Annotated in this window: 21 protein-coding genes; 8 read left to right on the plus strand and 13 right to left on the minus strand. The window is 36.5% G+C overall.

Features of this window, described 5'->3' with window-relative positions; genetic code table 11:
- The first annotated feature begins 391 nt into the window (after positions 1-391).
- Positions 392-3,649, plus strand: a complete 3,258-nt coding sequence (locus JGH11_RS03995) for a TonB-dependent receptor (protein WP_201110276.1) — start codon at positions 392-394, stop codon at positions 3,647-3,649.
- A gap of 15 nt (positions 3,650-3,664) precedes the next feature.
- Entirely contained in the window at positions 3,665-5,596 is a 1,932-nt protein-coding gene (locus JGH11_RS04000) for a RagB/SusD family nutrient uptake outer membrane protein (RefSeq protein WP_201110277.1), read from the plus strand.
- 83 nt (positions 5,597-5,679) lie between these two features.
- Here JGH11_RS04000 and JGH11_RS04005 read toward each other — a convergent pair whose 3' ends face one another.
- The 8 genes from JGH11_RS04005 to glpA all read right to left on the minus strand — a co-directional run bounded on the left by JGH11_RS04005 (position 5,680) and on the right by glpA (position 13,841).
- Complete coding sequence (locus tag JGH11_RS04005) at positions 5,680-6,633, minus strand: M20/M25/M40 family metallo-hydrolase (protein WP_201110278.1); 954 nt, start codon at positions 6,631-6,633, stop codon at positions 5,680-5,682.
- A gap of 2 nt (positions 6,634-6,635) precedes the next feature.
- On the minus strand, positions 6,636-7,643 hold the full coding sequence (locus tag JGH11_RS04010; RefSeq protein ID WP_201110279.1) for a M28 family metallopeptidase: 1,008 nt from the start codon (positions 7,641-7,643) through the stop codon (positions 6,636-6,638).
- 132 nt (positions 7,644-7,775) lie between these two features.
- Complete coding sequence (locus JGH11_RS04015; protein ID WP_201110280.1) at positions 7,776-8,189, minus strand: DUF1634 domain-containing protein; 414 nt, start codon at positions 8,187-8,189, stop codon at positions 7,776-7,778.
- 4 nt (positions 8,190-8,193) lie between these two features.
- Positions 8,194-9,042, minus strand: coding sequence for a sulfite exporter TauE/SafE family protein (locus JGH11_RS04020; protein WP_201110281.1), 849 nt, complete (start codon positions 9,040-9,042; stop codon positions 8,194-8,196).
- A 139-nt stretch (positions 9,043-9,181) separates the two neighbouring features.
- Positions 9,182-9,361 carry a hypothetical protein gene (locus JGH11_RS04025; RefSeq protein WP_201110282.1) on the minus strand — a complete coding sequence of 60 codons (180 nt, stop codon included), beginning with the start codon at positions 9,359-9,361 and terminating at the stop codon, positions 9,182-9,184.
- 364 nt (positions 9,362-9,725) lie between these two features.
- A complete protein-coding gene (gene glpC, locus JGH11_RS04030) occupies positions 9,726-10,940 on the minus strand; it encodes an anaerobic glycerol-3-phosphate dehydrogenase subunit GlpC (protein WP_201110283.1) in 1,215 nt (404 codons plus the stop codon).
- Positions 10,940-12,208 carry a glycerol-3-phosphate dehydrogenase subunit GlpB gene (glpB, locus tag JGH11_RS04035; protein ID WP_201110284.1) on the minus strand — a complete coding sequence of 423 codons (1,269 nt, stop codon included), beginning with the start codon at positions 12,206-12,208 and terminating at the stop codon, positions 10,940-10,942. The genes glpC and glpB overlap by 1 nt, the downstream gene beginning before the upstream one ends.
- Positions 12,209-12,212: 4 nt before the next feature.
- Positions 12,213-13,841, minus strand: a complete 1,629-nt coding sequence (gene glpA / locus JGH11_RS04040; protein WP_201110285.1) for an anaerobic glycerol-3-phosphate dehydrogenase subunit A — start codon at positions 13,839-13,841, stop codon at positions 12,213-12,215.
- 204 nt (positions 13,842-14,045) lie between these two features.
- On the opposite strand from glpA, the gene JGH11_RS04045 reads away from it, so the two are divergent.
- On the plus strand, positions 14,046-14,591 hold the full coding sequence (locus JGH11_RS04045) for a glutathione peroxidase (protein WP_201110286.1): 546 nt from the start codon (positions 14,046-14,048) through the stop codon (positions 14,589-14,591).
- Between the two features lie 268 nt (positions 14,592-14,859).
- Here JGH11_RS04045 and JGH11_RS04050 read toward each other — a convergent pair whose 3' ends face one another.
- From JGH11_RS04050 to folB, 5 genes are all read right to left on the minus strand, one after another.
- Positions 14,860-15,246 carry a hypothetical protein gene (locus JGH11_RS04050; RefSeq protein ID WP_201110287.1) on the minus strand — a complete coding sequence of 129 codons (387 nt, stop codon included), beginning with the start codon at positions 15,244-15,246 and terminating at the stop codon, positions 14,860-14,862.
- Positions 15,247-15,284: 38 nt separating this feature from the next.
- The gene (locus JGH11_RS04055; protein WP_201110288.1) at positions 15,285-18,131 is read right to left on the minus strand and encodes a T9SS type A sorting domain-containing protein; all 2,847 of its coding nucleotides are present in this window, start codon (positions 18,129-18,131) and stop codon (positions 15,285-15,287) included.
- A gap of 213 nt (positions 18,132-18,344) precedes the next feature.
- Positions 18,345-19,862 carry a DUF4301 family protein gene (locus JGH11_RS04060; RefSeq protein WP_201110289.1) on the minus strand — a complete coding sequence of 506 codons (1,518 nt, stop codon included), beginning with the start codon at positions 19,860-19,862 and terminating at the stop codon, positions 18,345-18,347.
- 56 nt (positions 19,863-19,918) lie between these two features.
- Positions 19,919-20,446, minus strand: coding sequence for an RNA methyltransferase (locus JGH11_RS04065; protein ID WP_201110330.1), 528 nt, complete (start codon positions 20,444-20,446; stop codon positions 19,919-19,921).
- 4 nt (positions 20,447-20,450) lie between these two features.
- Positions 20,451-20,804, minus strand: a complete 354-nt coding sequence (folB, locus tag JGH11_RS04070) for a dihydroneopterin aldolase (protein WP_201110290.1) — start codon at positions 20,802-20,804, stop codon at positions 20,451-20,453.
- A gap of 177 nt (positions 20,805-20,981) precedes the next feature.
- Between folB and JGH11_RS04075 the strand changes: the two genes are divergently transcribed.
- From JGH11_RS04075 to JGH11_RS04095, 5 genes are read left to right on the plus strand one after another with little or no spacing between them, the layout of a single operon-like run.
- Positions 20,982-21,338: a polymer-forming cytoskeletal protein gene (locus JGH11_RS04075; RefSeq protein ID WP_201110291.1), complete on the plus strand. Its 357-nt coding sequence runs from the start codon at positions 20,982-20,984 to the stop codon at positions 21,336-21,338.
- Between the two features lie 19 nt (positions 21,339-21,357).
- Positions 21,358-23,136: an aminopeptidase P family protein gene (locus tag JGH11_RS04080; protein ID WP_201110292.1), complete on the plus strand. Its 1,779-nt coding sequence runs from the start codon at positions 21,358-21,360 to the stop codon at positions 23,134-23,136.
- Complete coding sequence (locus JGH11_RS04085; RefSeq protein ID WP_201110293.1) at positions 23,126-24,541, plus strand: TlpA disulfide reductase family protein; 1,416 nt, start codon at positions 23,126-23,128, stop codon at positions 24,539-24,541. Before JGH11_RS04080 ends, JGH11_RS04085 begins: the two co-directional genes overlap by 11 nt.
- A 1-nt stretch (position 24,542) precedes the next feature.
- Positions 24,543-25,061: a gamma carbonic anhydrase family protein gene (locus tag JGH11_RS04090; protein WP_201110294.1), complete on the plus strand. Its 519-nt coding sequence runs from the start codon at positions 24,543-24,545 to the stop codon at positions 25,059-25,061.
- A gap of 26 nt (positions 25,062-25,087) precedes the next feature.
- Positions 25,088-25,717: a nitroreductase family protein gene (locus tag JGH11_RS04095; RefSeq protein ID WP_201110295.1), complete on the plus strand. Its 630-nt coding sequence runs from the start codon at positions 25,088-25,090 to the stop codon at positions 25,715-25,717.
- Positions 25,718-25,773: the final 56 nt, after the last annotated feature.

Below are 25,773 nucleotides of genomic sequence, written 5' to 3' on the forward strand. Positions count from 1 at the left end.
TATTTTACTAGAGAGAGAGAGAGAGAGAGAGAGAGAGAGAGAGAGAGAGAGAGAGAGACGCGCATACATGCACGAATCAATTAAATAAAAAAATACAGAAAAACAATAATTCGGTAAAATTTATAATACTGAATTATTGTTCCTACAAAGAAGTCCTCCTCGGATGAACTATAATTAGTTCATCCGAGGAGGACTTCTTTGTTTCTATAATCAAATTATTATAAAGAGTATCAACTAAAAACACATTGCCTATGGATAAATAAAAAGAATAATAAGGGCCTAATGAATATTTGTGCAAGGACATTAGATGCAATTACTTATATCCTTCCTGTAACATACTCAATAGGTCTCAAAGTGTAAAGTCATAAAAACTAACTTTAATTAATCTATTATGAAATACATTTTTATTAAGAAATCATTTACGCAATTAAAACACGTATTGCTCCTTCTTATAGTCCTAGCTATAAGTACCCAGTACATTTCCGCCAGTGTAAATACAGCCCAACAAACACCGAAAGAAGTAACAGGAAAAGTATTTGACAGTACTACAAAAGAAACATTGCCCGGGGTCAGTATTGTCGTAAAAGGAACAAATACAGGCGTAATGTCTGATATCGATGGTAACTTTAAGATAAAAGTCCCTTATCAAGATGCAACCTTGATATTCTCTTATATTGGCTATCAACCACAACAAATAGAGTTGAAAGGTAGAACTAGTTTAGAGGTTAGTCTAGTAGAGGATATCAAAGCATTGGAGGAAGTAGTTGTAGTTGGTTATACCACTCAAAAAAGAGAAAGTATCACAGGTGCCGTAGCAACCATTACAACCAAAGATCTAGTACAGAGTCCAACTGCAAATATAAATAATGCTTTAGCTGGACGTCTTCCGGGATTGATTGTCAATCAATTTAGTGGAGGAGAACCCGGCGTTGATAAAGCCGAATTATTTATCCGAGGTAAATCAACTTATGGAGACCAGTCCCCAATCGTAATCGTAGATGGCGTTGAGCGGGACATGTCATATCTTGCAGCAGATGAAATAGAAACGTTTACAATATTAAAAGATGCTGCATCTACAGCACCCTATGGTATTCGTGGAGCGAATGGGGTAATTGTTGTTACTACAAAACGTGGTAAAGCTTCTGAAAAAGCCTCTGTAAACTTTAAAGCTTCTTTTGGATTTAACAACGTAGGTAAAACCCCAAATCTATTGGGTTCGGCAGATTATGCCACTTTATATAATGAAGCATCACGAAATGATGCCATGATGAACGGAACATTAGAGAATTATAAAGCACCTTTCACAAGTGAAGCCATTGACAATTTCAGAATGGCCAGAGGTGATAATTCGGACGGCTTGGGCTATAACTGGGATTATTTCGACTATATGTTTAAATCTGCGGCTCAGCAAGACTACAACTTATCGGTACGAGGAGGTACAGATAAAGTCAGATACTTCGTTATGGCCGGACATATGAATCAAGGAACAAATTATAAACATATAGACCTGTCTGATTATGATGCGTCTCCAAGTTTTAAGAGATACAATTTCCGCTCAAATATAGACGTGGATATCACAGATAAATTTTGGGTAAAACTTGATTTAGGCGCACGTATCACCGATAGGACTAATATTGGTTCTTCAGCTAGTCGTTTGGTAAATATTGCGATGACTCAGCCACCTTATTTGCCTATTACACTTGAGCAAAACGATAATACTGATAATCAAAATTACTATATAACCAATCCGAAAGGAATGTTGTTTGGGGATCAAATCTATCGTTTCAATCTTTTAGGCGAATTATCTCGTACCGGCTATCATACCCAGAAGTTTACTTATTTGGAAGGAAGCTTCTCCATGGGATATGATCTGGACTTCATAACAAAGGGTCTAAAAATCGAAGGTACTTTTTCTTACGACTCTCGTGAAGAACAATGGATAAACAGAGAAGTAGGCACCTATGATGAAGGTTATCGAAAATATCCTTCATATGCTACATTTAAACCTAAAGACGGTATTGATATCTATAGAACACCCGGCCATTATGAAGGTGCATATTCTACGGGAAATAAGTATAATACCGACCAGACTGTAGGCAATAAATTCGAACAGAAAAATCCATCGAACAGAACATACTATCAAGCAAAATTAATGTATCAGAGCTCCTTCGGCCAGCAGCACAATGTAACAGGAATGTTTCTGTTCAACCGCTCCACAGAAGGACAATATGATGGAGATAAAGTACGCCCTGACCACAGATATCAAGGTTTGACCGGACAGTTTACATATAACTTCTCTGATCGCTACTTTGCAGAATTTAATTTCGGTTATAATGGGTCCGAAAACTTTGCTAAGGAAAAACGATACGGATTTTTCCCAGCTGGTTCTGTAGGATGGGTAATCACTAATGAATCATTTATGAATGGAACTAAATCATGGTTAGACTTTTTCAAAATCAGAGGTTCATATGGTTTAGTCGGTAGTGATAAGCTACCTGGAGGTAGATTTGGATATTTACAATTCTTCGAAGGTGGTGAAGGATACAGCTTCGGTGAAGGTGGCTTCAATACCAATCCGGGTGGTTGGAGAGAAGGCGCATTAGCTAATAAGGTTCTGACATGGGAAAAAGCCAAGAAACTGAATATCGGAGTAGATGCCAACTTCTTAAAGCAAAGACTAAGGATGTCATTTGACTATTTTCACGAAAACAGATATGATATCTTAACCGAGTTGAAAGACGATAAATTAGGTTTCCCTGACATAGTAGGAAAAGATGCTCCACGTATAAATTCGGGCAAGGTAAAAAATCACGGATTCGAACTTGAGCTAACATGGTCTGACAAGATAGGTAGAGACTTCAGGTATTTCATCAAACCTAATTTCACATTTGCGCGTAATAGAGTCGATTATATGAATGAGGTATTATACGAATATGTATGGAGAAGAAAAACCGGACAGCCGCTAGATGTAAATATGCTCTATGTATTTGATCACTTTGTTGCCGATCAAGCAGAGGCCGACAGATTAAATTCCTCAGGATATCAGCCATGGGGAACATTAATACCGGGAGATGCCGTTTATAAAGATCTCGATGGTGACGGAGTTGTTACCGATCAGAATGACAGAATGGCGATGGGTTATCCTCGTAGTCCTGAAATCCAATTCGGATTACCTATTACACTTCAATATAAAGGATTTGACTTTAGCGTACTCTTCCAAGGGGCTACAAACTCTACCATTATGTTGAAAGACGCTGCCGTATTTGATTTTCCAAACTTCGATCAAGATAAGATCGGGCGAGTTAGACCTATGCACCTCGACAGATGGACTCCTGAAACCGCAGCTACAGCTAAATATCCGGCACTACATATAGGAACGCACTCGAACAACAAGAATGAGAATAGTTCTTTGTTTATGTACGATGGGTCATATGTTAGACTAAAGAATATAGAGCTAGGCTACACTTTGCCTAGTAAGATCATAAGAGTCGCTGGATTAAGCAATGTCAGAGTATACGCTCAGGCACAAAACCTGGCTACTTGGGACAAGTTAGGAGATGTAGATGTAGACCCTGAAATACGTAATGGAGGTGGAGATTGGTATCCTATATTGAAGGTATTTAATTTTGGTGTAGATATTACGTTTTAATAAAACAATAAGAATATGAAAAGCTTAAAATACATATTAAATATTCTCATAGCAGCCATACTACTGTCTTTTGCTGCATGTAGCGAGTATCTGGATAAACAACCCGATGATCAGATTCCCGAAGATAAGACCTTTGCCAGTTATGAAAAGGTAAACCAGCTTGTAACTGACTTATATCAGAGAACAAAAAGATGTAATGCTCCAATGACATGGTTATCGCACTTCTCTTCCGCCGGTTTAACTGATGAAGCCGAAGCTACTAATGTTGAAGGAAATATAACAAATAGATACAACAGTGGCGACTGGAGTCCTACGGCTATACCTCAACCAAATGATGATATGTTTTGGAAAGGTATCTATAACACTATACGCAGGGCAAATGTTATTATCGCCGGAGTTGCAAAATACAATACACCAGATAATCCGATCAATCCTGGAGATCTGGAAAAAAGAATAGGCGAGGCTTATTTTATCAGAGGCTATCTGCATTATTTACTCGTTCGTTTGTATGGCGAAATAGCATATATAGATTATGTAGTCGATGCAAACCAAGCAATGGACTTTAAGAAAGAGTCGGTACATACAATTGTAGATAAGATTATTGCCGACGCCAATGAAGCAGCTAAGCGTTTACCTCCTAATCAAACAGGGATAGATTTTGCACGTGCTGACAAAGGTGCTTGTCTGGGATTAATTGCTGTTGCGAGATGGACCGCTGCTGCTCCAATGTACAACGGAGCTTCTAATTATGGTTATAATGGAAAGCGTGAATTCGAAACTGAATATGCTTACGATGTTAAAAGATGGGAAGCAGCACGCGACGCTGCTAAAGCCGTCATAGACCTTCAAGCTGATGGTAGACCACGCTATTCTCTTTATACTAAATATACCAATACTGATTTTAATGATAGTGGTGGTAAAGACTACAACGGTTCTACTGTATATACCCGCCTTTGGCAAATGTATTATGATGAGGAAGCATTCAAAAACGAAGCCGTTTGGTTTGTTACAAAAGATAAATATGACGGATGGTTTGGCGACATGTATCCTCCAAGCCGTGGAGGTGGGGCGCGTCAACAACCCGTACAAGAACAAGTAGATGAATATGAATATATCGCACCCGACGGTTATGGTTATCCAATCTATAGCAGTAGAGCCATAGCTGATGGCTATGATGATGGCAATCCATACAGGTCGGTTAAGCGAGATCCTCGCTTCTATCGTGATATTATATTCCATGGAGCAGCTTTTAGAGATGGAGGTAATAATCCTTCAACAACGAATACTGCTGATGGTAGCGATAAAATCGGGGCCAGCAATGCAACAACCACAGGATATTATCACCGTAAATATCTGCAAGAAGGCTGGAATAGAAGTGGTAGTGTTTCTATTAGTGCACCGGCTATATGGCGCCTACCAGAGTTTATTTACATTTATGCGGAGGCTGTAAACGAAATATCAGGCCCTAATCAGGCGATTTATGATCTTGTAAACACAGTAAGAGCCCGTTCGTTCATGGTTCCTATGCCAGTTGCTTGTAAAACAAATAAAGATTTGATGCGCGAATATATTAAACGTGAGCGTCGTGTTGAATTCTATTATGAAAATAAGAGAACATTCGACAGTCGCTTGTACCTGGAACCAACCTCCAAATCGGAATTAGAGAAAGAGCAACAATGGCTTGCTGCAGGTTCGACAAACAATGACAGGTCTAAAAATTACTGGAAACAGTTCCGTCAACCATATCCTAAATGCCAACGCATGATAAACGGCATGATGCCTGTTGAGGATCCTGAAGGCAAAATAGAAGTCGGTGGCAAGAAATACAGAATGGAACGTTTCTGTAAAGAAACACGTGTATTCGAAGCTCCGAAACATTACTATTGGCCAATTATGCAAACCGAGTTACAAAAGGCTGTAAACCTGGTACAAAATCCAGGATGGTAGATTTTTGGTTATCTGATGAAAGAGAGTCATATGGCTCTCTTTCATTTTTTATGATATCTTTTTCTTATTACTTTGATTTAATATCAGAAACTTATAAGATTGGCCATATTCCACAAATTAAGATAAGCAAGCTTCGTTATATCAACAACCTTATCATAATTTATATATGTAGCCTCATCGCTTGGTTTATGATAATCAGGGTGTAACCCAGTATTATAAAAAATAACAGGAGTACCCTTTCTCATAAACGGTACATGGTCGCTTCCTCCAGGAGTACTCTCTAAAGAAGGAAACTGAGGAGCCAGAGCAAGCTTATATTTCTCGATATCAGATTTTATCCATTCTGCAAAAACAGGTTTACTATCTGTAAAGGAGATATCGACATGCGATCCGTCACCATCTTTATCGCGTCCTATCATATCACAATTTATATATCCTTTTACAGGAACAGAGGCAACCAACGGGATAGGTATATAAGATGAGTGATCTTCTACAAAATGAGATGATCCCAGCAGTCCCATTTCCTCTCCATCCCACAGAGCGAAAATAATAGTCCTTTCTGGTTTTTGTTCCGAAGCTGCAAAAGCTTTCGCTATTTGTAATACTGCCGACACACCGGTAGCATTATCATCCGCACCGTTGTATATACTATCATTTGTATTATTAGCCTTAATTCCTAAATGATCGTAATGAGCTCCTATCATTACAATCTCCCATGTATTCTTCCCCTCTATATATCCCAATACATTACGCATCTCATAGTTAGGATTATTGCCTATATGCCTTGTGAAAGGTTGAAAATACTTACCTCGCCACGGTTTGATTCCCAAGTTTTCGAATACAGACTTTATATATTCTGCAGCCATTATTCCTCCGGTTTTTCCGGCACCTCGTCCTTGCAGACTATCACTAGCTAATATTCCTATATAAGTAACCGCCTCACTTTTATTTATAACCGATAAACCTTTTTCTATAGCTGTTTGAGAAAAACAGTATGCTGATAAAAAAAGCAGAACAGAGGTAATTATATATCTCATAATTAATAACCAGTTAAGTTTGCCATATTCCACATATTGAGGTAAGAAGCTTTTGTTATATCCACTAGCTTATTCCAGTTAATCTTATCAGTATGATCAGTAGGTTGATGATAATCGGGATGCCCATCGGTATGATACCAAATTAATGGAATATTTCTTTTGGCAAAGGAAGCATTATCGCTTCCTCCAATAGGTTTGTCCCATGGTCGGTAATCCGGTTTTAAATTTAATTTATATTTCTCAATATCATCCTTTAACCACTTACCGAATGCAGGACTAGACTCTGTATAAAAATAAACAACATGTTCAGGTTTCGCGTCATCATTATTACGCCCTATCATATCAAAGTTTAAATAACCCTTGATTGAAGATGTAAAAGAACAAGTTGACACAAAATACTCAGAACCCAATAAACCGAGTTCTTCTCCGTCCCAAAAAGCAAATACAACCGTTCTTTCCGGCTTTTCCCCACTGACCACAAATGCCTTTGCAATCTGAAGTACCGCTGATACACCTGAGGCATTATCATCTGCACCGTTATATATTTTATCCGCAACAAGCGTTTCATCTATTCCCAGATGGTCGAAATGTGCTCCGACTATAACATATTCGTCTTTCTTTTTACCCTCTATAAAACCTAATACATTGTTCAATTTAAGTTTACGAAAGGCTCTCTCCTCCCTGTACTTAGCGATAGAATCGGGATGGATTGAAAAACGAGTTCTGGTCTGACGTTCACGACTATATGCTTCGAACGGTTGAAAATAAGAATTACTATTTAATGGTTTGATACCCATATCTTGTAAAACAGACTTTATATATTCTGCAGCGATACAACCTCCATGTTTTCCGGCCTCGCGCCCCTGTAACGCATCACTTGCAAGAAAGCCAATATAAGCTTCTGCACTTTGTCTATTAATCGATTCCAGACCTTTCTCTTTTGGCGACTGAGCATGTGCTGTAAAAGAAAATAAAAAAGCTATTAAAAAGTAAAGTTTGCTTTTAATCATAGATTTTTGTTTTTAACTAAAAAGTGACAAAGTTGTACACTCATTAACGGTTTTTTGATCTACTTTATTATTCTCCCCAAAATAAGATTAAAATAGCATATATCGGGTTTATATAGATAAACAAACCGGGAACTAATGTAAACCTAGCAACATATTAGCAATAATAATACATAAAACTATCAGAGTTATCACTACATACATATAATCTTTTTCTATGAGAAAACCTATTACAGAAAATGCAACGCGAAAAATAGGTGTAGCAATCAACACACAAACTCCAAGCTGAATAATAGCAGCTCCATCGAATGATAGAACACGTGGAATTATAGTAGATAGTTCTCTTAAATAATATTCTACCCCCGGAAAAGGTAAATCGTCAGGAATAGGTTTATAATGAGCCATAGATTGTCCATGCATTTGATAGAGATAAATAACTCCTCCAAATAAGGTTATGGCACAAGATATCATAACACCATAACGAAGCAGTTTCCCAATAAAAAGCTCTACATCTCTTTCAGCCCAAAATTCTTTAGAAAATATACTCATATTGTTACAGTTTTCCGGTTATACCATTATATATCATAGAAATAGCCAAGAAAAAGATAACAATACTAAAAAGCATTCTCAATTTCTTAACATTTGTTTTGGGTAATATTTTTGAACCAAAGAAGGCTCCGATTAAAACTCCTACCACGATAGGCATAGCTAAACCCGGATCTATGTAACCACGCTGCAAATATATTACTGCACTTGCGGCCGCAGTAACTCCTACCATAAAGTTACTTGTGGTTGTAGATACCTTAAATGGAATCTTCATTGTTGTATCCATAGCTAACACTTTCAACGCACCCGAACCAATTCCTAATAATCCTGACAGAACGCCGGCCAATGTCATCAGTGAATATCCACCAACAACATTATGTACATTATATTTTTCGATTTTACCTTCTTTTGTAGGATAAGAACCATTTAGTTTAAATTTTTCGCCAAGGTAGTCCCCAGGTGCAGCATAATCTATATTATCTTCTTTTTTAGCTACAGAGCGTATTGCAGAGAATATAAGCACACATCCGAATATAACCGCAATATACACCTTATCGAGATACATAGCTACTATAGCACCTACTACAGCACCTGTAGTTGTCGCTATTTCGAGAAACATACCAATACGTACATTAGTTATTCCTTCTTTAATATATGCTGCAGCGGCACCCGAAGAAGTAGCAATAGAAGTTACTAATGCGGCTCCAATAGCATAACGCATATCGACACCAAAACCTAATGTTAGTAAAGGAATTACAACAACCCCTCCGCCCAGTCCTGTTAAAGAGCCGATTAATCCCGCAAAACAAGCCCCCAAAAACAAGACAAAGGAAAATATTTCTATACTCAAATCCATTTCATTATTTTTTATCAATACAAATATACAACAAAACAAAAAAGATATACCTTACGGATATATCTTTCTAATGTATACTGCACCTATCCTGAATAGGAGATCTACTCATTAAATCTAGCATTGAACGTAATCAACGTTTCTATAGCTTTCTAATTATCTTAGTAATATCTACCAAATAGAAAGCCTCTCTTAGTATTTTCAATATTTCAGAATATGTAGAAGAATATTCTGTTTCTATTTCTATACTCTGAACATCAAATGGACGACATTCGCTGATCTTTGTTTCGGGAGCGCTTCCAATATTGTAAATCTTTGCCATAAAATTGAATTTCTTTAAAGAATTTGAAGGTCATAGACCTTTTACTCTATTTTTGAATAAAAGCAAAACATATACATAACTTATTTTGAAACATATATTCATTCGATGAACTGCTCTATTCTTGCATCTAATCAAATATAACTATAATAACATATTTTTACAAACTTTTGAATCGAAAATTCACAACTTTAACAACTCATTTAAATACCAAACCTGGAATGCCAAACTAAACAACTGTATATAAACAGTATAAATAAGAACTACAATAATTACAAGACAATCAAACTATCACTTATTTACATTCTATTATATTTCGATAGAAACAACAGGCCAGGAACTTCGAAACATTATTCGAAAGCAGGTATTACATTAAAGCCTTTGCTAAAATAGAGATAGGATGCTCGCAACGTTTTGTTGTAGACATTTCTATCTGCCACTTACAGGTTTCGCAATCGGTTACAACATAGTCATAATCTTCGCTTTCTATCTGTTCAAACAAAGAAGCGCCTATGTCTTGAGAAGTTTTGTAATTCTCCTTTTTAAAACCATACGTACCCGCTATTCCACAACACTGCGAGTCTAAAACTTTCAATTCTATATTTGGGATTAACTTCAATAGCTCTATCGAATAATATGACCATCCTAATTTTTCCATATGACATGGGGTATGATAAGCCACCTTAAGCGTCACATTATTCAATTTAAGTTTTAAATCTTCAGTACTCAATAATCTATAAATATAACGAGTTGCCAACTCTACCTGATCTCTCACATCAGAGGTATCAATATCCAGCAAATGAGGGTACTCATCCCGTATTGTAAATGTGCAAGTGGATGAAGTAGCGACAACTGGAATATTATTTTCGAGCACCGATTCTCTTATCGATTTCATATTTACCTTTGCCTGACGCTTTGCTTGATCAATAAAACCATTCGATATGAGGGCTACTCCACAGCATTTTTCTTTACGTAAAAGCCGGACACCTATCCCAAGTGCATTAAACACCTTTACGAGATCTTTTCCCAACTGCGGATTATTATAATTAGCATAACACCCGTGGAAATAACTAACCTGACGTTCATAGGCCTTCTGTTTTGTAGCTTGTTTCTTATACCAATTTTCAAACGTTCCGAACGAATATTTTGGGAAAGTTCGATGATGATCTATCTGCAAAGCCAGATCAAGAATAGACTTCATTGGTTTTAAAGCAAGAGCTGTATTCACTATGGGAGCAAAAGGTGTAGCTAATGACCCTACTATATCTGTATTGGCTAAAATGTAATCTCTAAGCTTTGGCTTCTTTTTACTATACTTTATACGAGCTGATTGTATAATATCACCAATCTTCACATTAGAAGGACAAGCAACCTCACATCGCTTACAATTGATACAATACTTAAGGGCTTCATCATAAAAATTCGACTTTTTAAGTCGTAATCTTTCCCCATCAGGACCAGCTTGTTTAGGGCCTGGGTAGTCAGGATTGACTGCTGCAACCGGACAATAAACTGTACAGACAGTACATTTTATACACTGTTCGAAATTATTATCACTTATATTGTGTTTCTGAAGATTCATTAAATACCTCCTTCTTTCTTTATTATCCTATTTGCAATATATAAAGCACTGAGTATCGACACCCCTGCCCCACTACCCTCTTTTATTGGGTTAAACCCATCGAGAATAGCACCGGAAACATACAAGTTTTCTAAAGGCATCCCTTGTTTCAATGCATTGAATGTAGCTGTCGTTTTCACTCCAAACGATTGATAATTTTGAGATTCAAATATATTCCTATCATACCAATCAGGTCTGTCTTTCATATAATTCACATCCAAATCAAATATAGGCTCGTATATCTTTTCCCTGGATGCGATAAGCCCCTGACTGAAATAGCTACCTGTAGCCAATACCACATTCTTGGCCATAAAAGGTATATCGCCATGATTGTACGAATAAATCTTCTTTACTTTATCCCCTTCTATTTCGCACTTTTTTATCGTATCACCCAACATATACACTCCACCCAAATGAATAAAATAATCGTGCATATACTGTTGTGCATGTATTCCGATGACAGATGGCGGAAGCGTAGGAACCATATAAATAGGCTTTTCAACCAACCTTTGTAAATCCTCCAGCACATTAGAATCCTTCAATCCCAAACAAGCCGGAAATATAATAGCATCACTATCTGAGCTGGCTTTTTTGAATATATTTACTAATTCCTTTACATTGGTATCTTTATCTAATATCCGCGTAATATTTGTAGCTCGTAATTCACTTGGATTACGACGTAAATGATCCAGATCAGGCAAACTAAAAAGAAAGGTCTCACTTTTCACTCCTAACTGAGCAAACTCATCCGCCAAAAACCGAGGATAAAAATCTAAAAAACCAGAAATATTAAAAATAGAAACTTTTTTCCAAGGCAAAGATGATTCCGAGTCACTTACAGCTAAATTAAGAGTAGATAACCATGTTGGCTTCAGCGTACCTAAAGGGGTTATCCGATAATGGTTTTTATTTGCACTCCCCTTCATAGAAAGACCAATACCCCCCAAAAAGGATTCTGCTTCGTATGCTAACTCGGTGAAAACCTCTACACCTAATTTAGAATAAGGATGATCGGGATACATAGCCATCAAACTTTTGACAGAAGACAAAGGGTTTGTAACGACATCTCCGTTCGGTAATCTATTCATTAAATCGAATGAACCCGAAGAAAAATGCAGGGCACTTTGCCCCGAAGATACAATAGCACAGCGCTGTCCTTCCTGTACTAAACGGATACCACAAATCAATCCCGATAACCCTCCACCTATAATAACTGTATCAAATTTCATCTTATTATTCTTGTTTATGAGACATTGTCAAACCACATACACTTTCATACACCCAAGCAGTATATTCACTTTCCCGCAACGTATCGCCCCATGCAATAGGATAGATACCTTTCCACCTTTCATTCAAAAAAACCGCGAGGTCCTCTTTCGCTCCTTTCGTGCACCTCATATCTACATCGCTCATAAGCCCTGTAGCACGGCAAGCGCATAATTCGCCCTGACACGTCCCCATTCCTACACGAGTCCGACGCCTTAAGTCGACCAGATTGGTTACATTTAATTCTTCTAATGCAAACTTAACTTCTCCTACAGAAACTTCTTCGCATTCGCAAACAAGACTATTATCTAGTTCGGTATTATCCGAAAAAGTTTCAGCCATATCTCCATGACGATATATTGCCGATTTTCGCTGAACTACAGGCAATGAAACAATTTTCTTGCTTATTTCTTCAATATTCTCACGTGATCCGGGCAGATTTTCATCCGCTGTAGTGCACTTATTTGATACACCAAGTTTCTGACAGATCAGGTCTGTAGCTTGTTCGGCCATAAGCCTATAAGTCATTAATTTTCCACCTGTAATAGTTATATAACCCTCCAAGCCATCTCGTTTTGCATGATCGAGCAATACAATACCACGGCTCACACTACGCCCTGTAGGATCATTATCCGATGCCACAAGCGGCCTTACACCGGCATAACCCCTAAGAATACGTGTTTTTGCCAATATGGGAGCAAGCTTCTCTCCTTCACGAATCAGAATATCAACTTCTTCGGGAGTAACAATCATATTATCAATCTGATCGTATGGTATATTACTTGAAGTAGTTCCTATCAATGATATTGTATCTCCGGGAACAAGAATATCTGCATCTGCTGGCTTCCTGCATCTATTCAACACCATATTATTTACACGATGCCCAAAGATCAATAGAGCGCCCTTAGCTGGTAACATATTGACTTTTATATCTGCAAAACCTGAAATATACTGCCCCCATATGCCCCCTGCATTAACAATTACCGAAGCATATATTTCTTTTATTTCTTTCGTTTTATGATTAAATACCTTTACCCCTACAACCCTATTTTGTTCTCTAAACAAACCTATAACTTCATGATAAGTATAAATTACAGCTCCATGATTTCTGGCATCTATCATATTGGATGCTGTTAAACGAAATGGGTCTACAGACCCATCAGGAACTTTTACCGCACCTATAACACTCCGATTAGCTGATGGCTCCATAAGTAGAGCCTCGGCAGTATCTATAATCTGAGCATCGATACCCGCTAAAGTACAAGCTTCAACAAACTTCGATTGATAATTAATATCATCCTCAGGTAGAGTAAGAAACAATCCCTCCGTCTCCTCAACACAATGGCTTGCAATCCTTTTTAGTATCATATTCTCTTTGATACACTCTTCTGCTGATTCCCTATCAGTTACGGCATAACGAGCCCCACTATGCAATAATCCATGATTACGACCAGTAGCTCCTGTCGCAATATCAAAACGTTCTAGCAATACCGAATGTAATCCTCTACGGGCACAATCACGGGCTATTCCTGCACCTGTAGCTCCCCCTCCAATAATAATAACATCAAATAGTTTTGTAGAATAAGGTAACGTCATGTCTGTCTAATTTATTTTAATTACATCATTATACAAAAAAAAGCAATAATCGAAATATTTCAAAATATATTCGTAAGTTTTTTGAAATATTTTTCGATACTTTATGAAACTTATTAGGAAGCAATAAATATTCAAAGACTAAAGATTCTAAACTTTTTAAAAAAGGAATTGTTATATAGAATGTTGATATTAATTATTCAGAATATGAAAGAGATTACTCTTACCCTTTTATTTAGTTTAATAACTATATCTATGGTTCAGGAAGAAAAGTCTTTATATGACTTTAAAGTGATGGATATTAATGAAAAAGAATTTAATTTCTCTTCATTAAAAGGAAAGAAGGTACTTATTGTGAATGTAGCATCGAAATGTGGACTAACACCTCAATATGCTAAACTACAAGAGCTATACGAAAAGTATAAGGATCAGAATTTTGTAATAGTAGGATTTCCAGCCAACAACTTCATGGGACAAGAACCGGGAACAAACGAAGAAATAAAAACGTTCTGTACATTAAATTACAACGTCTCTTTTCCTATGATGAGTAAAATTGATGTGAAAGGAGAACACAAGGCACCCATTTATAAATGGCTTACCGAAAAATCTAAAAATGGAAAATTTGATGCAGAAGTAGAATGGAATTTTCAAAAATTTTTAATTGATGAAAATGGACATCTAGTAGATTTTGTTCCTCCAAGAGAAGATCCTTTCTGCGATAAAATAGTAAAGTGGATTGAAAATAAAAAGTAACTATTCCTGGTATACAAAACAAAACTTTACTTATTAGATTGCTAAAAGATTTAGAAAAGTAAGATTATGTAAGAGCCTTTCTCAGAACAACTTCTTACATAATCTTACTTTTCATATTAAAACTGCATAGTTTAAGAGAAATCCTCTTATCGTTCAATACATTAACTCTACTGATCCGCAATTTCTATATAACAGAATTAAACGATGCCATAATTAAGTAAGGCACCCATCAAACGATGGATGCCCATATATCTTATTTCTTCTATATTTAGAAATTATTTCTTCTTCTGGATGTAGAAACCCCTCTGTATATCATATATAAAAATAATATTGACAGGATTATCGGAAGGGAAATATCTCCGATTGGAGCTCCAACGTTACCCGGATTAGACCATTCTCCATCACCCGGTAAGAAAGGGTCTGTCCATTCTTTACTCCCCGCTCTGGACAATAAGCCTCTGGCAGGAGCAGCTAAAGCAGAAGTTTCTGTTTCGCTAACTATTGACCGTTTCTCTCTTTTTAAATAAGAACTTGATGGTAATTCCTTTGTTGTTGTTATAACGGGAGCCTCCTCTACCGAATGAATCGATTCTAGAGGAACAGTCAAACAAAAGGATAACATCAAAAACACTAGTATTTGTAGTTTTGTTTTCATCTATCTCGTTTTTTCTTGCGTCAGTGGAATACCTATATTTAGTTTTGTAAGTTTACAAATTTAGTTGTGTAGTTTCTTTTACCTGCAATTTTTACTACATATGTACCCAAGCTTAATGCCTTAGGATAATCCATTCTTTGATCGACTACCTGCACCTTTGTTTTTGCCATAAGGCGGCCTTGCAAATCATATATTGTAAGATCACTATTATTATCACCTTCATTCAATCCTAATATATGTAAAGCTGCATTATTGTAATAACAAGATATAACAGAGTCTTCATTTTCTATTTTACCTCCAGTTGCATCATAAAAACGGAGAATAAAACGATTATCAATCTCATCATTCTTTTCGTTAGAAGCTTCAGATGTAAATGTATATTCTGTCTCCGGAGTCAATTCAATAGTTTTATTATCTAAATATCTATCTACTAACCAAACACCTGGAACAGACTCCAAATTCTCCAATCCATAAAAACGAAGTGTCATTTCGGTAGTAGTAGCGGGAGCCGCATAAAACAATGCAACCTCTTTAGTATTTTGAGGTATCCCATTACCTAACAAACTTACTCCATCCTTAGATTTTGTATATACAATAGCTTTGCTTTCTTCTTGTCTGTTTTTTGTTTCTTTGCCACCATATACATCATCATACGAGTCAAATTTTTCGCTGATACCTTTTCTTGTATCATATCCATCGTTCGCATGAGCTTTGGCTTCATCTCTAAATACTATAGTAGTACGATCTCCTATTCGGCTATTAACAGGAGAAGCCTCTACTATAAACCAATCTTTCAAAACAGTATTACTTGCCTTGCTAGTACTCGCACTTTTAGGGAATCGTGTCACTCCAAAGCGGCGTAAAGCATCAGGCTTCAGACTTATTTTAACTGGCTTGCTAGCCTGTACGCAAAACATCTGCATAGGCGATATAAGATAACCTAAAGGATCAGGAATGCCTATTCCTGGATTAGCAGCCCCCCCTTGAGTAGTACCTGTTTCAATAAGTGCAGTAGTAGAACTTCCATCACGACTTACATAATCATATGATGTTCTATATCTAAATATATTCTCTTGCACATCGTATTTCACCAAAGCCTGATTTATCACCCAATATTTCGCTCTCAAAACTACATCCGGATCAGCATCCATATATAAGGAAGAGGCTTTTATTGGAGTAGCTGCTGAAGCTGGAGTCAGCTCCGGCACTTCAAATCCTTCCTGAGCTATAATTTCAGTAGCAGGTACTGAGCCATAGTCACTTGAAGTTGGATTTAACGGATCCCCAGATATTGGATTTACAGTAAAACCAAGTAACGGATTTAGGCTTATAGGGAACATAAAAGGATTTCCTAAAAAATTCAATCCTAGATCCAGATCAACTTCGACATCACCTGTATTGAATTTTTCAGCCTCCATCAATTCATATCTAGATCTGTCCTTACCATCTCTATCTACAAAAGAAGTATTACCCTCTTTCTCTTTGAGACCGATCAATGGCCATTTATTATAGCCATGTACATATATATTCTCTGTAGTAGAATTTTTATAAGGTAAATATGTAGCAGGATTAAACCAATTTTCTGAGTTATCATATAAAAAACGGCTAAAATTCTCCATCTGTCCACCGTCGGCAGAAAGATAATCCTGATATATTCCACGGTTAAATACATAACCTCCTCTGGCACGCTTAGTATTATGTATTCCTTTCGGTCCATTAGGGGCTACGCCATCAATATCATTTTCAAAATCCCATCGTCCATTAATACCTCCAGGCCCAAAACCATGATCAGCATGAGAAACTTCCATACTTATAAAGTATCCTCGCCCGGCCTTCATTCTAAAAAACGGATCAACTATAGGTCCTTCGTAAGAAGTAATACTACCGCCATTAGGCTTAGTTAATGTATTATAAAACATATAGTCAGCACCTAATTGTTCGAAAGGAGGCGAAAATCCAGTTAAATAATTCCAGCCTGATTCACCAGCTATATTTGCACTACCCTCTGTACGTAAAGTTTTTCCAAAAGTAGCTTCATCAGTGACTTTAGAGTTAGGATCCGTCAAATCATCTGACTCAAAAGCACCATCATCGACAACTCCCTTTTCATATTTATACAGATTCAAATTCACCTGACTATATCGAGCCAAAGCGGTAAGATCCGTTGCAGAACCGCCATCTGCGGCCAACTTCATCGATGGGTGAACATCTTTAATTGCAGCAAAGCCACTATTTATCCGAGGTACATTTGCTTCATAAGAAGCATTCACTGCAAAACGATTTTTGTTATCTGCCTTAATATAATCAACAGCTATAGCCGCAGAAGTATCAACAACAACAAGTCCAACATTCCGCCAATCATTTTTACCTTTAGATGTAGCATCAGCCTCTACTAGAGTCCAATCTCCTTTCTCAACACTAATTGTAGGGAAGTCTATCCAGTTCATTTTCTTTTGGTAAAGCCGCCCATTTCCGGAAGGGTCATCATCTAAAACGCCATAAATTCGCTGAAGAGTAGCCCACTTGACATTCGAAGCATCCTCATAGGGCTTGCCTACAAATGCTATAACACCTTCATTTGCACCAACAGCATCTTTCACAAAAAGCTGCGGCACATCGTTTGCATAATCTTTAGGATCCTTACCATTAACGAAGTCTCCCGTGAGTTCTGTACGTCCTTTTTGTTTAATAGAAGCTCCAGTAACAAATTTAGCAGACCCATCTATATACAATGTGGTGGATTGTGGTTCTCCTGCTTGGGTTGCATCTTTGTACTTCACATACATTTTTCCTTTGGAATAAAATATAATATCCTTAGGGGTACTCTGCGCAATAGCAAGCAGAGGAAAGAAGAGTAATACGACTAATCCTAATCGAAGTTTCATTATTGTAGTTTTATTAAAGTCAGTCAAAATTAAGACGTTATCTTAAAAGAACACATATAAAGACAACTTATAAAGTTTTATGTAAAATCAAATTAAAGACAAAGATAATTCTTTTTACTGAGAAAAAGAATAATCCTAATTATTTTTTCTTACAAACATCAAATGACCAAAAATAATTCGAGAATGTGTTAAGTTTTTATTCGCCATTAAGCCTTACAGATGGCAGTCTCGAAGCAGGTCATTTACAGTCTTAACAGGGTTAAATGTTTCGATTGGGATCTCCACAAAAATTGTATTCCAGTCAGACATCGCTCCATTCCATAACCCAGGCAGCTCGAGAGCTTTCAGCTCTTTACCATTTTTAGATTTTATAGAAATAAAACCGGTATTGGCATCCACATAGTTTTTCAGATTAAAATCTCCTCCTCTATAATCTTTTAAACCACAAACAATATCCACCGGATTGAAATGAGTTCCGTTATTGAACATCTCCTTTTTGGCACTATCAGACATATCTATTTGCGAACTTTCTAGTATTTGAGGAGATATTGTTTCATCAAAGTTCATTGCTAAAAAAGGGCCTCCTCCTGGCTCGCCTATATTTCTAACCATTCCGCAAACACGACATGGCCTATCTAATTTACGCTTCAAATAAAGAACCAATTCTGCATCTTCTAAAAATTTAGTATCCGGATTCTTTATATTCAATGTATTTTGCAAGAAGTAGAGTATCTCCATCAATTCGTCATGTGTATACTTTCCACTATCTATCAATCTCAAATACTCAAATATTTTTTGCTGTTTTTCAACTAATACGCCAGCTAATATTTTCTTATATTTAGTTTCAGTTTCTTTATACTTATCCGGAACTGTATTGTCTATGTTTTTAACAAAAACAACATCAGCATCTAAATCATTTAAATTTTCAATCAAAGCTCCATGTCCTCCCGGCCTGAAAATGATTTTACCATTTTCCCTGAACGGCTCATTATTTGCATCAACAGCAACTGTGTCTGTACTAGCCTTTTGTTCACTAAAGCTCACATGATAAGTAACATCCAATTCTTTTTCTATTTGAGCTTTTTGACTTTTTATCAACTCCTCAAACAATCCCCTATGCTCCGGAGATACTGTAAAGTGAATATCAATCTCCCCTTTCGAATTTTTAGCATACAGATAACCTTCCTTGAGATGCTCTTCGACAGGTGTACGCGACGAATCAGCATATTTATGAAATTTAAGCAATCCTTTAGGAAGACTTCCATAATTCAGGCCTTCTTGTGTCAGTAGATTCTTCACAACCAGCTTATATCCATCATTTGCCAATAAATCATTAATACTTTTGCCTTCATTTTTCAGACATGTAGCATTTAAATCATCATAGAAAGCAAACTTCGAAAGTCCGTCGAAAAAGGTTTTCACAAAAGCAGAAGCAGGAAGATTATTATCTCCTTCCAAGAATTCAAACAAATCTTTAAACATTCGACTTGCCGCTCCTGATGCCGGAACAAACTTCAATATTTTTTTACCGGAAGCGAGATAATTATCCCAGCTATTAAGGTATTTCTGCTCTTCTTCATTCGAAACAACCATTATACCTTTTTCAACTGATGCAGGAGCAAACAATTCTAAGAAAGGAAACCCATTTTTAAAATTATCCAACTGTTTTTGAAAGTCCTCCAAAGAAATACCCTTCTGCTCAAGAGCCAATTTATCTGATTCTGTTATCATAGTCTGCCAATAGCTAATAGTGATTCTCTACAAAACTAACAAAAATATCATTAAGTTCAGTTCATCTGTTTAAAAATTTCCCAGACAACTATACCTGTAGCTACAGAAACATTCAATGAGTGCTTTGTTCCATATTGGGGTATTTCGATACAACAATGACATTTATCGACTATATCTTGTTGAACTCCCTTAACCTCATTACCTAAAATAATTGCATACTTTTTTGTTTTGTCTATTACTAAATGATCTAACATTATACTCCCTTTTGCTTGCTCAACAGCGCATATAACAAAACCCTGCTTCTCCAATTCTTCTACAGCCTCATTTGTGTACTCAAAGTAGCGCCAGTCTACAGAATCTTCCGCACCTAATGCTGTTTTATGTATTTCTGCATTTGGTGGGCAAGCGGTTATCCCACATAAATATAATGACTCTATTAAAAAAGCATCTGATGTACGAAAAACAGATCCTATATTATTCAGACTTCTTATATTGTCCAAAACAATGACCAACGGAGTTTTTTCCATTACCCTAAATTCTTCAACTGTAATCCGTTCCAGCTCTGTTATCTTCTTTACTTTCATCATTTTAATCTATTAGAATTACACTCGCATAATCCAGTTGTCCCCCCATAGGAGGATTCCGCTTCGATAGTTTTACTTCCAAAGTTTCTATTTGCGTATATTCCTTTTTCAATCTACGAATAATGCGACCAGCCACATGTTCTAATAAGCGAGATGGTATCATCATTTCTTGTTTTACAGACTCATATACATCTGCATAACTGATTGTATCATTTAAATTATCAGATTTAGAAGCCGGCTCCAAATCTAATTCTATTTTTATATTCAGCACATAGACATTGCCAACTGTAGTTTCCTGATGAAACACTCCATGATGAGCATAAAATATCAGATTTTCTAATAATATATAACTTTTCACACTTTGTATTTTTTACTATTTAGCATGTAAAGATAAATATTTTAAGAAGAAGTTATTAATATAATATATCTGAATAGAATACTTGTTATAAACTATTAAAGCTTGACTATTTTCAATAAAGAACATTAAGGGTTTGATGTTTTTTAATTAAGTTTGTCGTCTAAACAACAAATTTATATGGCTAAAATAAAAGAAGTAATTGCTATAGCTGCTAACACACATAATATACTATCCTCCGGTACACATATCATAGGTGACGTCACAGCAGAAAAAGATCTCCGTATCGACAGTACAATAGAGGGAAACATCATTTGTAAAGGTAAAATTATTATTGGGACCGAAGGCTCTGTTATTGGAAATATAGAGTCGGTCAATATCGAAATACTAGGTAGGGTCAAAGGTAATCTCACTTGTCGTGAGACCCTTATATTAAGAGCGTCGGCTTTTTTTTCAGGTGAAGTAAAAACCGGAATTATAGAAATAGAACCGGGAGCCAATTTTGAAGGATCCTGCATTATGTTCACAGAAAAATAAACATCTAAATACCATCACAATGAGTAACACTATAAATAAAAGACTCCGCGCTTTACGGGGATTTATGGAAGAAAAGGAATTACATGCTTTTATCATTCCAAGTACTGACTCTCATTTGAGTGAATATCCGGCATTACATTGGGCTTCGAGAGAATGGATAAGCGGATTCACCGGTTCGGCAGGAACAATAGTTGTAACGCGTGAAAAAGCTGGATTATGGACTGATTCACGTTATTTTTTACAGGGAGCAGAACAACTCAGAGGTACCGAAATAGAACTATTCAAAGATGGCCTACCCTCTACTCCCTCGATTGTAGAATGGTTAACAGCAGAATTAGGGAAAGGAGAGAATGTGGGAATAGATGGCAGTGTATATGCCGCTAAAGAAGCATTCAGTCTTACCCATAAATTAAATATGAAAGGACTGCATCTGATTAGTGACTATGATCCTTTCACTTCTATATGGCACGACAGACCTGAAATACCTAAGAATCCATTCTTTGTCTTACCTGAGAAATATACAGGAGAATCGGCTCGTAAAAAGATAGCACGTATCTGTGAAAACATTGAAAAAGAAGGAGCTGAATCACTTCTTGTAGCTTCTTTGGATACTATTGCCTGGATATTTAACATTAGAGGTAATGATGTAAAATGTAATCCTGTAACTGTTAGCTACGCATATATATCAAAAAAAGAAACAGTTTTATTTATCGATCCGAAAAAGCTTACCAGCGAAACTAGTGAGTATTTAAAATCGGAAGGTATAACTATAGCTGAATACTCAAAAGTATTCGATTATATAGCCAACATAAAAACTTCGGTTTGCTTAGATAGCAATAAAGTAACATTCAAGTTATATAATACTATTCCTGATGGCATTAGAATAGTAGATACGCTATCACCTGCCGACATGATGAAAAGCATCAAAAACGAGACAGAAATACAAGGATTCAACAATGCAATGGAGAGGGATGGAGTAGCCTTAGTACGTTTCTTCATATGGCTCGAAAAAGCTGTACACGAAGGAAACGTCACAGAGATTATGATTCCTAAAAAGCTAGTTGAATATAGAAGTCAGCAAAAAAACTATGTTGGTGAAAGTTTTGATACAATATCGGGCTATGGGCCGAATGGAGCTATAGTACATTACAATGTATCACAAGAAAGTTCATTAACCATAAAACCAGAAGGTCTCTTGCTTGTAGATTCAGGTGCACAATATTTCGATGGCACAACTGATATTACCCGTACAGTGGCCGTAGGGCCGCTTAACGACCAAATGAAAAAAGATTATACCATGGTTCTGAAAGGGCATATTGCTTTATCTACTGCTATATTTCCACAAGGAACCAGAGGCAGTCAACTGGATATCCTAGCCAGACGGTCACTTTGGGATAATGGACTGAACTATCTGCATGGAACCGGACATGGTATCGGACATTTTCTTAATGTACATGAAGGTCCGCAAAGCATTCGCATGAACGAAAATCCGGTTACATTACAACCTGGTATGATTACATCGAATGAGCCCGGACTTTATAGAGCCGGTAAATACGGTATTCGTACAGAAAATTTAATTCTTACGCGGCACGAAACAACTACAGAATTTGGAGATTTTTATTCTTTCAAAACAATTACTTTATGCCCTATAGATACAATTCCTATAATTAAAGAAATGTTGGCGCCGGAAGAAATTGTTTGGTTCAACGAATATCACAAGCTTGTATATGACCGCCTTTCCCCTCTATTAACAGCTGAAGAAAAGCAATGGTTAAAAACTAAAACAAATGAAATATAAGATCCTATTTATATTGAGCCTTCTCGTTTTTTTGAAAACAGAGGCTCAATATAACATACAAAATAGAGAAACCAAATTTCGTATAGAAGTAAACATTCCAACCCAAAAAGAAAAGACAATCTACTTGGGTCAATATTGGAATGGTTCGACTTATGCGAAAGATTCAGCACAACTATCTAATAAAGGAATAGCCATATTCGACATTTCGGAAAAAATTATACCCGGTCAATATTTCCTATACATAAAACCTGATTTCCAAATAGATCTTCTAATTGATGAGGGACAAAACAATATCGAAATTTCCCTGGATGATAATAACTTTTCAAACAGTACAGTATCAGGTAGCTCTGATACAAAACTGCTATGGGAGTATTTAGACAAAACACAAAAATGGAACGACGAAAAATATAAGCTTGAGGAACAACTCGAAAGCCCATCTATTTCAGCACAAAAACGCAATAAAATAGAGGGCCAACTAAAAAAAATAGAAGATAAATCTCAAGCTTATACAAACACCTTAGTAATAGAGAACAAAAACAACTGGTTTGGGTGTTTCTTAAAAGGAACCGAACCTATAAAATATCCTTTTGCTCAGCCCAAAAGTGAAAATGAATTTACTCTAAATAAAAAATACGGAGTAAATCATTTCTTCGATAATGTAAATTTAGAGGACCCTCGTTTTTGGAATACAAACTATCTAACAAGCTACATTGATACATACATGCAGAATTGGGTGGAACAGTATCCTGATTCGTTGGCAGCTGCGGCAAGCAGGCTGGTTGCAAAAACGATGGGTAATCAAAAATGTTTCGAGCGCATGTTGTCTCGGCTAACCAATAATGCCATCAAAAGCAACCGTATGGGGGATGAAAACATATGGGCTAGACTTTATGAAGATTATATTTTAAACAAAAATATACCTTGGATAGACAGTACTCAACTTGTGGATTTGAAAAAAATGTATGAGCCAATCAAAAATAATAGAATAGGAATGCGAGCTCATAATTTGACTCTCAAAACTATGAGTGGTCAAACAGTTAACACAAACGAAATACCGTCAAAGTATTTGATCCTTTATTTTTATGACCCGGGATGTGGACATTGTAAAACTTCAGTACCATCATTACATAATGAATTATATGCTAAATATAAAGATAAAGGCGTTGAAGTAGTAGCAATAAATATATCATCGAACCAACAAGCATGGATAGACTTTGTTAATCAGCATAAAATTTCAGACTGGTTCAATTGTGCTGACCCCGACTACAAGTCAGAATACTGGATGTATTACAATACATCGGGAGTGCCGTCGGTCTATGTTTTAAATGAAAACAAAACAATCATAGCAAAGTCTATTGATGAACAGAATCTGGAAAAATTATTTGATTATTATCTAAATAAATAAAATGGCTTTAATAAAAGAAGTGAGGGGTTTTACACCCGAAATTGGAGAAAATACATATTTAGCTGAGAATGCAACTATAATAGGTGATGTAATTATAGGAAAGGACTGTAGTATTTGGTTCAATGCTGTTCTACGTGGCGATGTCAATTCCATACGCATAGGAAACAGAGTCAACATACAAGATGGCAGCGTATTACACACACTATATCAAAAATCTGTAGTCGAAATCGGAGACGATGTATCTGTTGGGCACAATGTTGTAATACATGGAGCCAAAATTGAAAATGGAGCATTGATCGGTATGGGAGCTATTGTTCTCGATCATGCGGTTATAGGTGAAGGAGCAATTATTGCGGCCGGATCTGTTGTATTAAGTGGTACACAGGTAGAACCAGGGAGCATCTATGCTGGAGTACCTGCTAAATTTGTGAAGAAAGTAGATTCGGAACAAGCTAAAGAAATAAATCAGAAAATAGCAAAAAACTATCTGATGTATTCAGGTTGGTTTAAAGAAGAATAAAGACAGTACGATTAAACCCGAAAGACATGAATTTAATTGAAGATCTGGAATGGAGACATGCCTGTAAAGGAATGAATGGCAGAAAAGTACCACAAAACATAGTTGAAAGAATCCTTAAAGCAGTGAGCCTAGCACCATCCTCATTGGGTATGCAGGCTTATAAAATCTTAGTGATAGAAAACGAACAACTTAAAGAACAAATTTTTAATGAAGCATGTCTTCAACAGCCAATAAAAGGGTGTTCGCATCTACTGGTTTTTACTTCTTATACACAGATAACCGAAAAATATCTTGACGACTACTTTAGACTAATAAAGCTAAAACGCAATCCGGATGATGAATGGTGCGATAATTATAGGAAGAAAATAGAGTCGTTTCTAGAAAGAAACCAAAATAATATGGAGGCATGGTTAACTCATCAGGTTTATATTGCACTGGGAATAGCCTGTGTGGCCGCGGCCAATGAGAAAGTCGATTCCGTTCCTATCGAAGGCTTTAACAAAGACACATTAAATAGGATTCTAAATCTTCCGGCTCAAGGATTATCTACTTCGGTTCTCCTTCCGCTTGGATATAGAGACCCGGAAAAAGACTGGATGAATAATCAAGCTAAAGTTAGAAAAGATAAAGAAGATATATTTGAAATTATAAAATAAGCTTAGCTTAGCTTACCTCTTATAGCTTTTAAGGATAGTTATTCTTTATAATATTC

The sequence above is a fragment of the Dysgonomonas sp. Marseille-P4677 genome, assembly GCF_016652235.1.
In the GTDB taxonomy this organism is placed as follows: Bacteria; Bacteroidota; Bacteroidia; order Bacteroidales; family Dysgonomonadaceae; genus Dysgonomonas.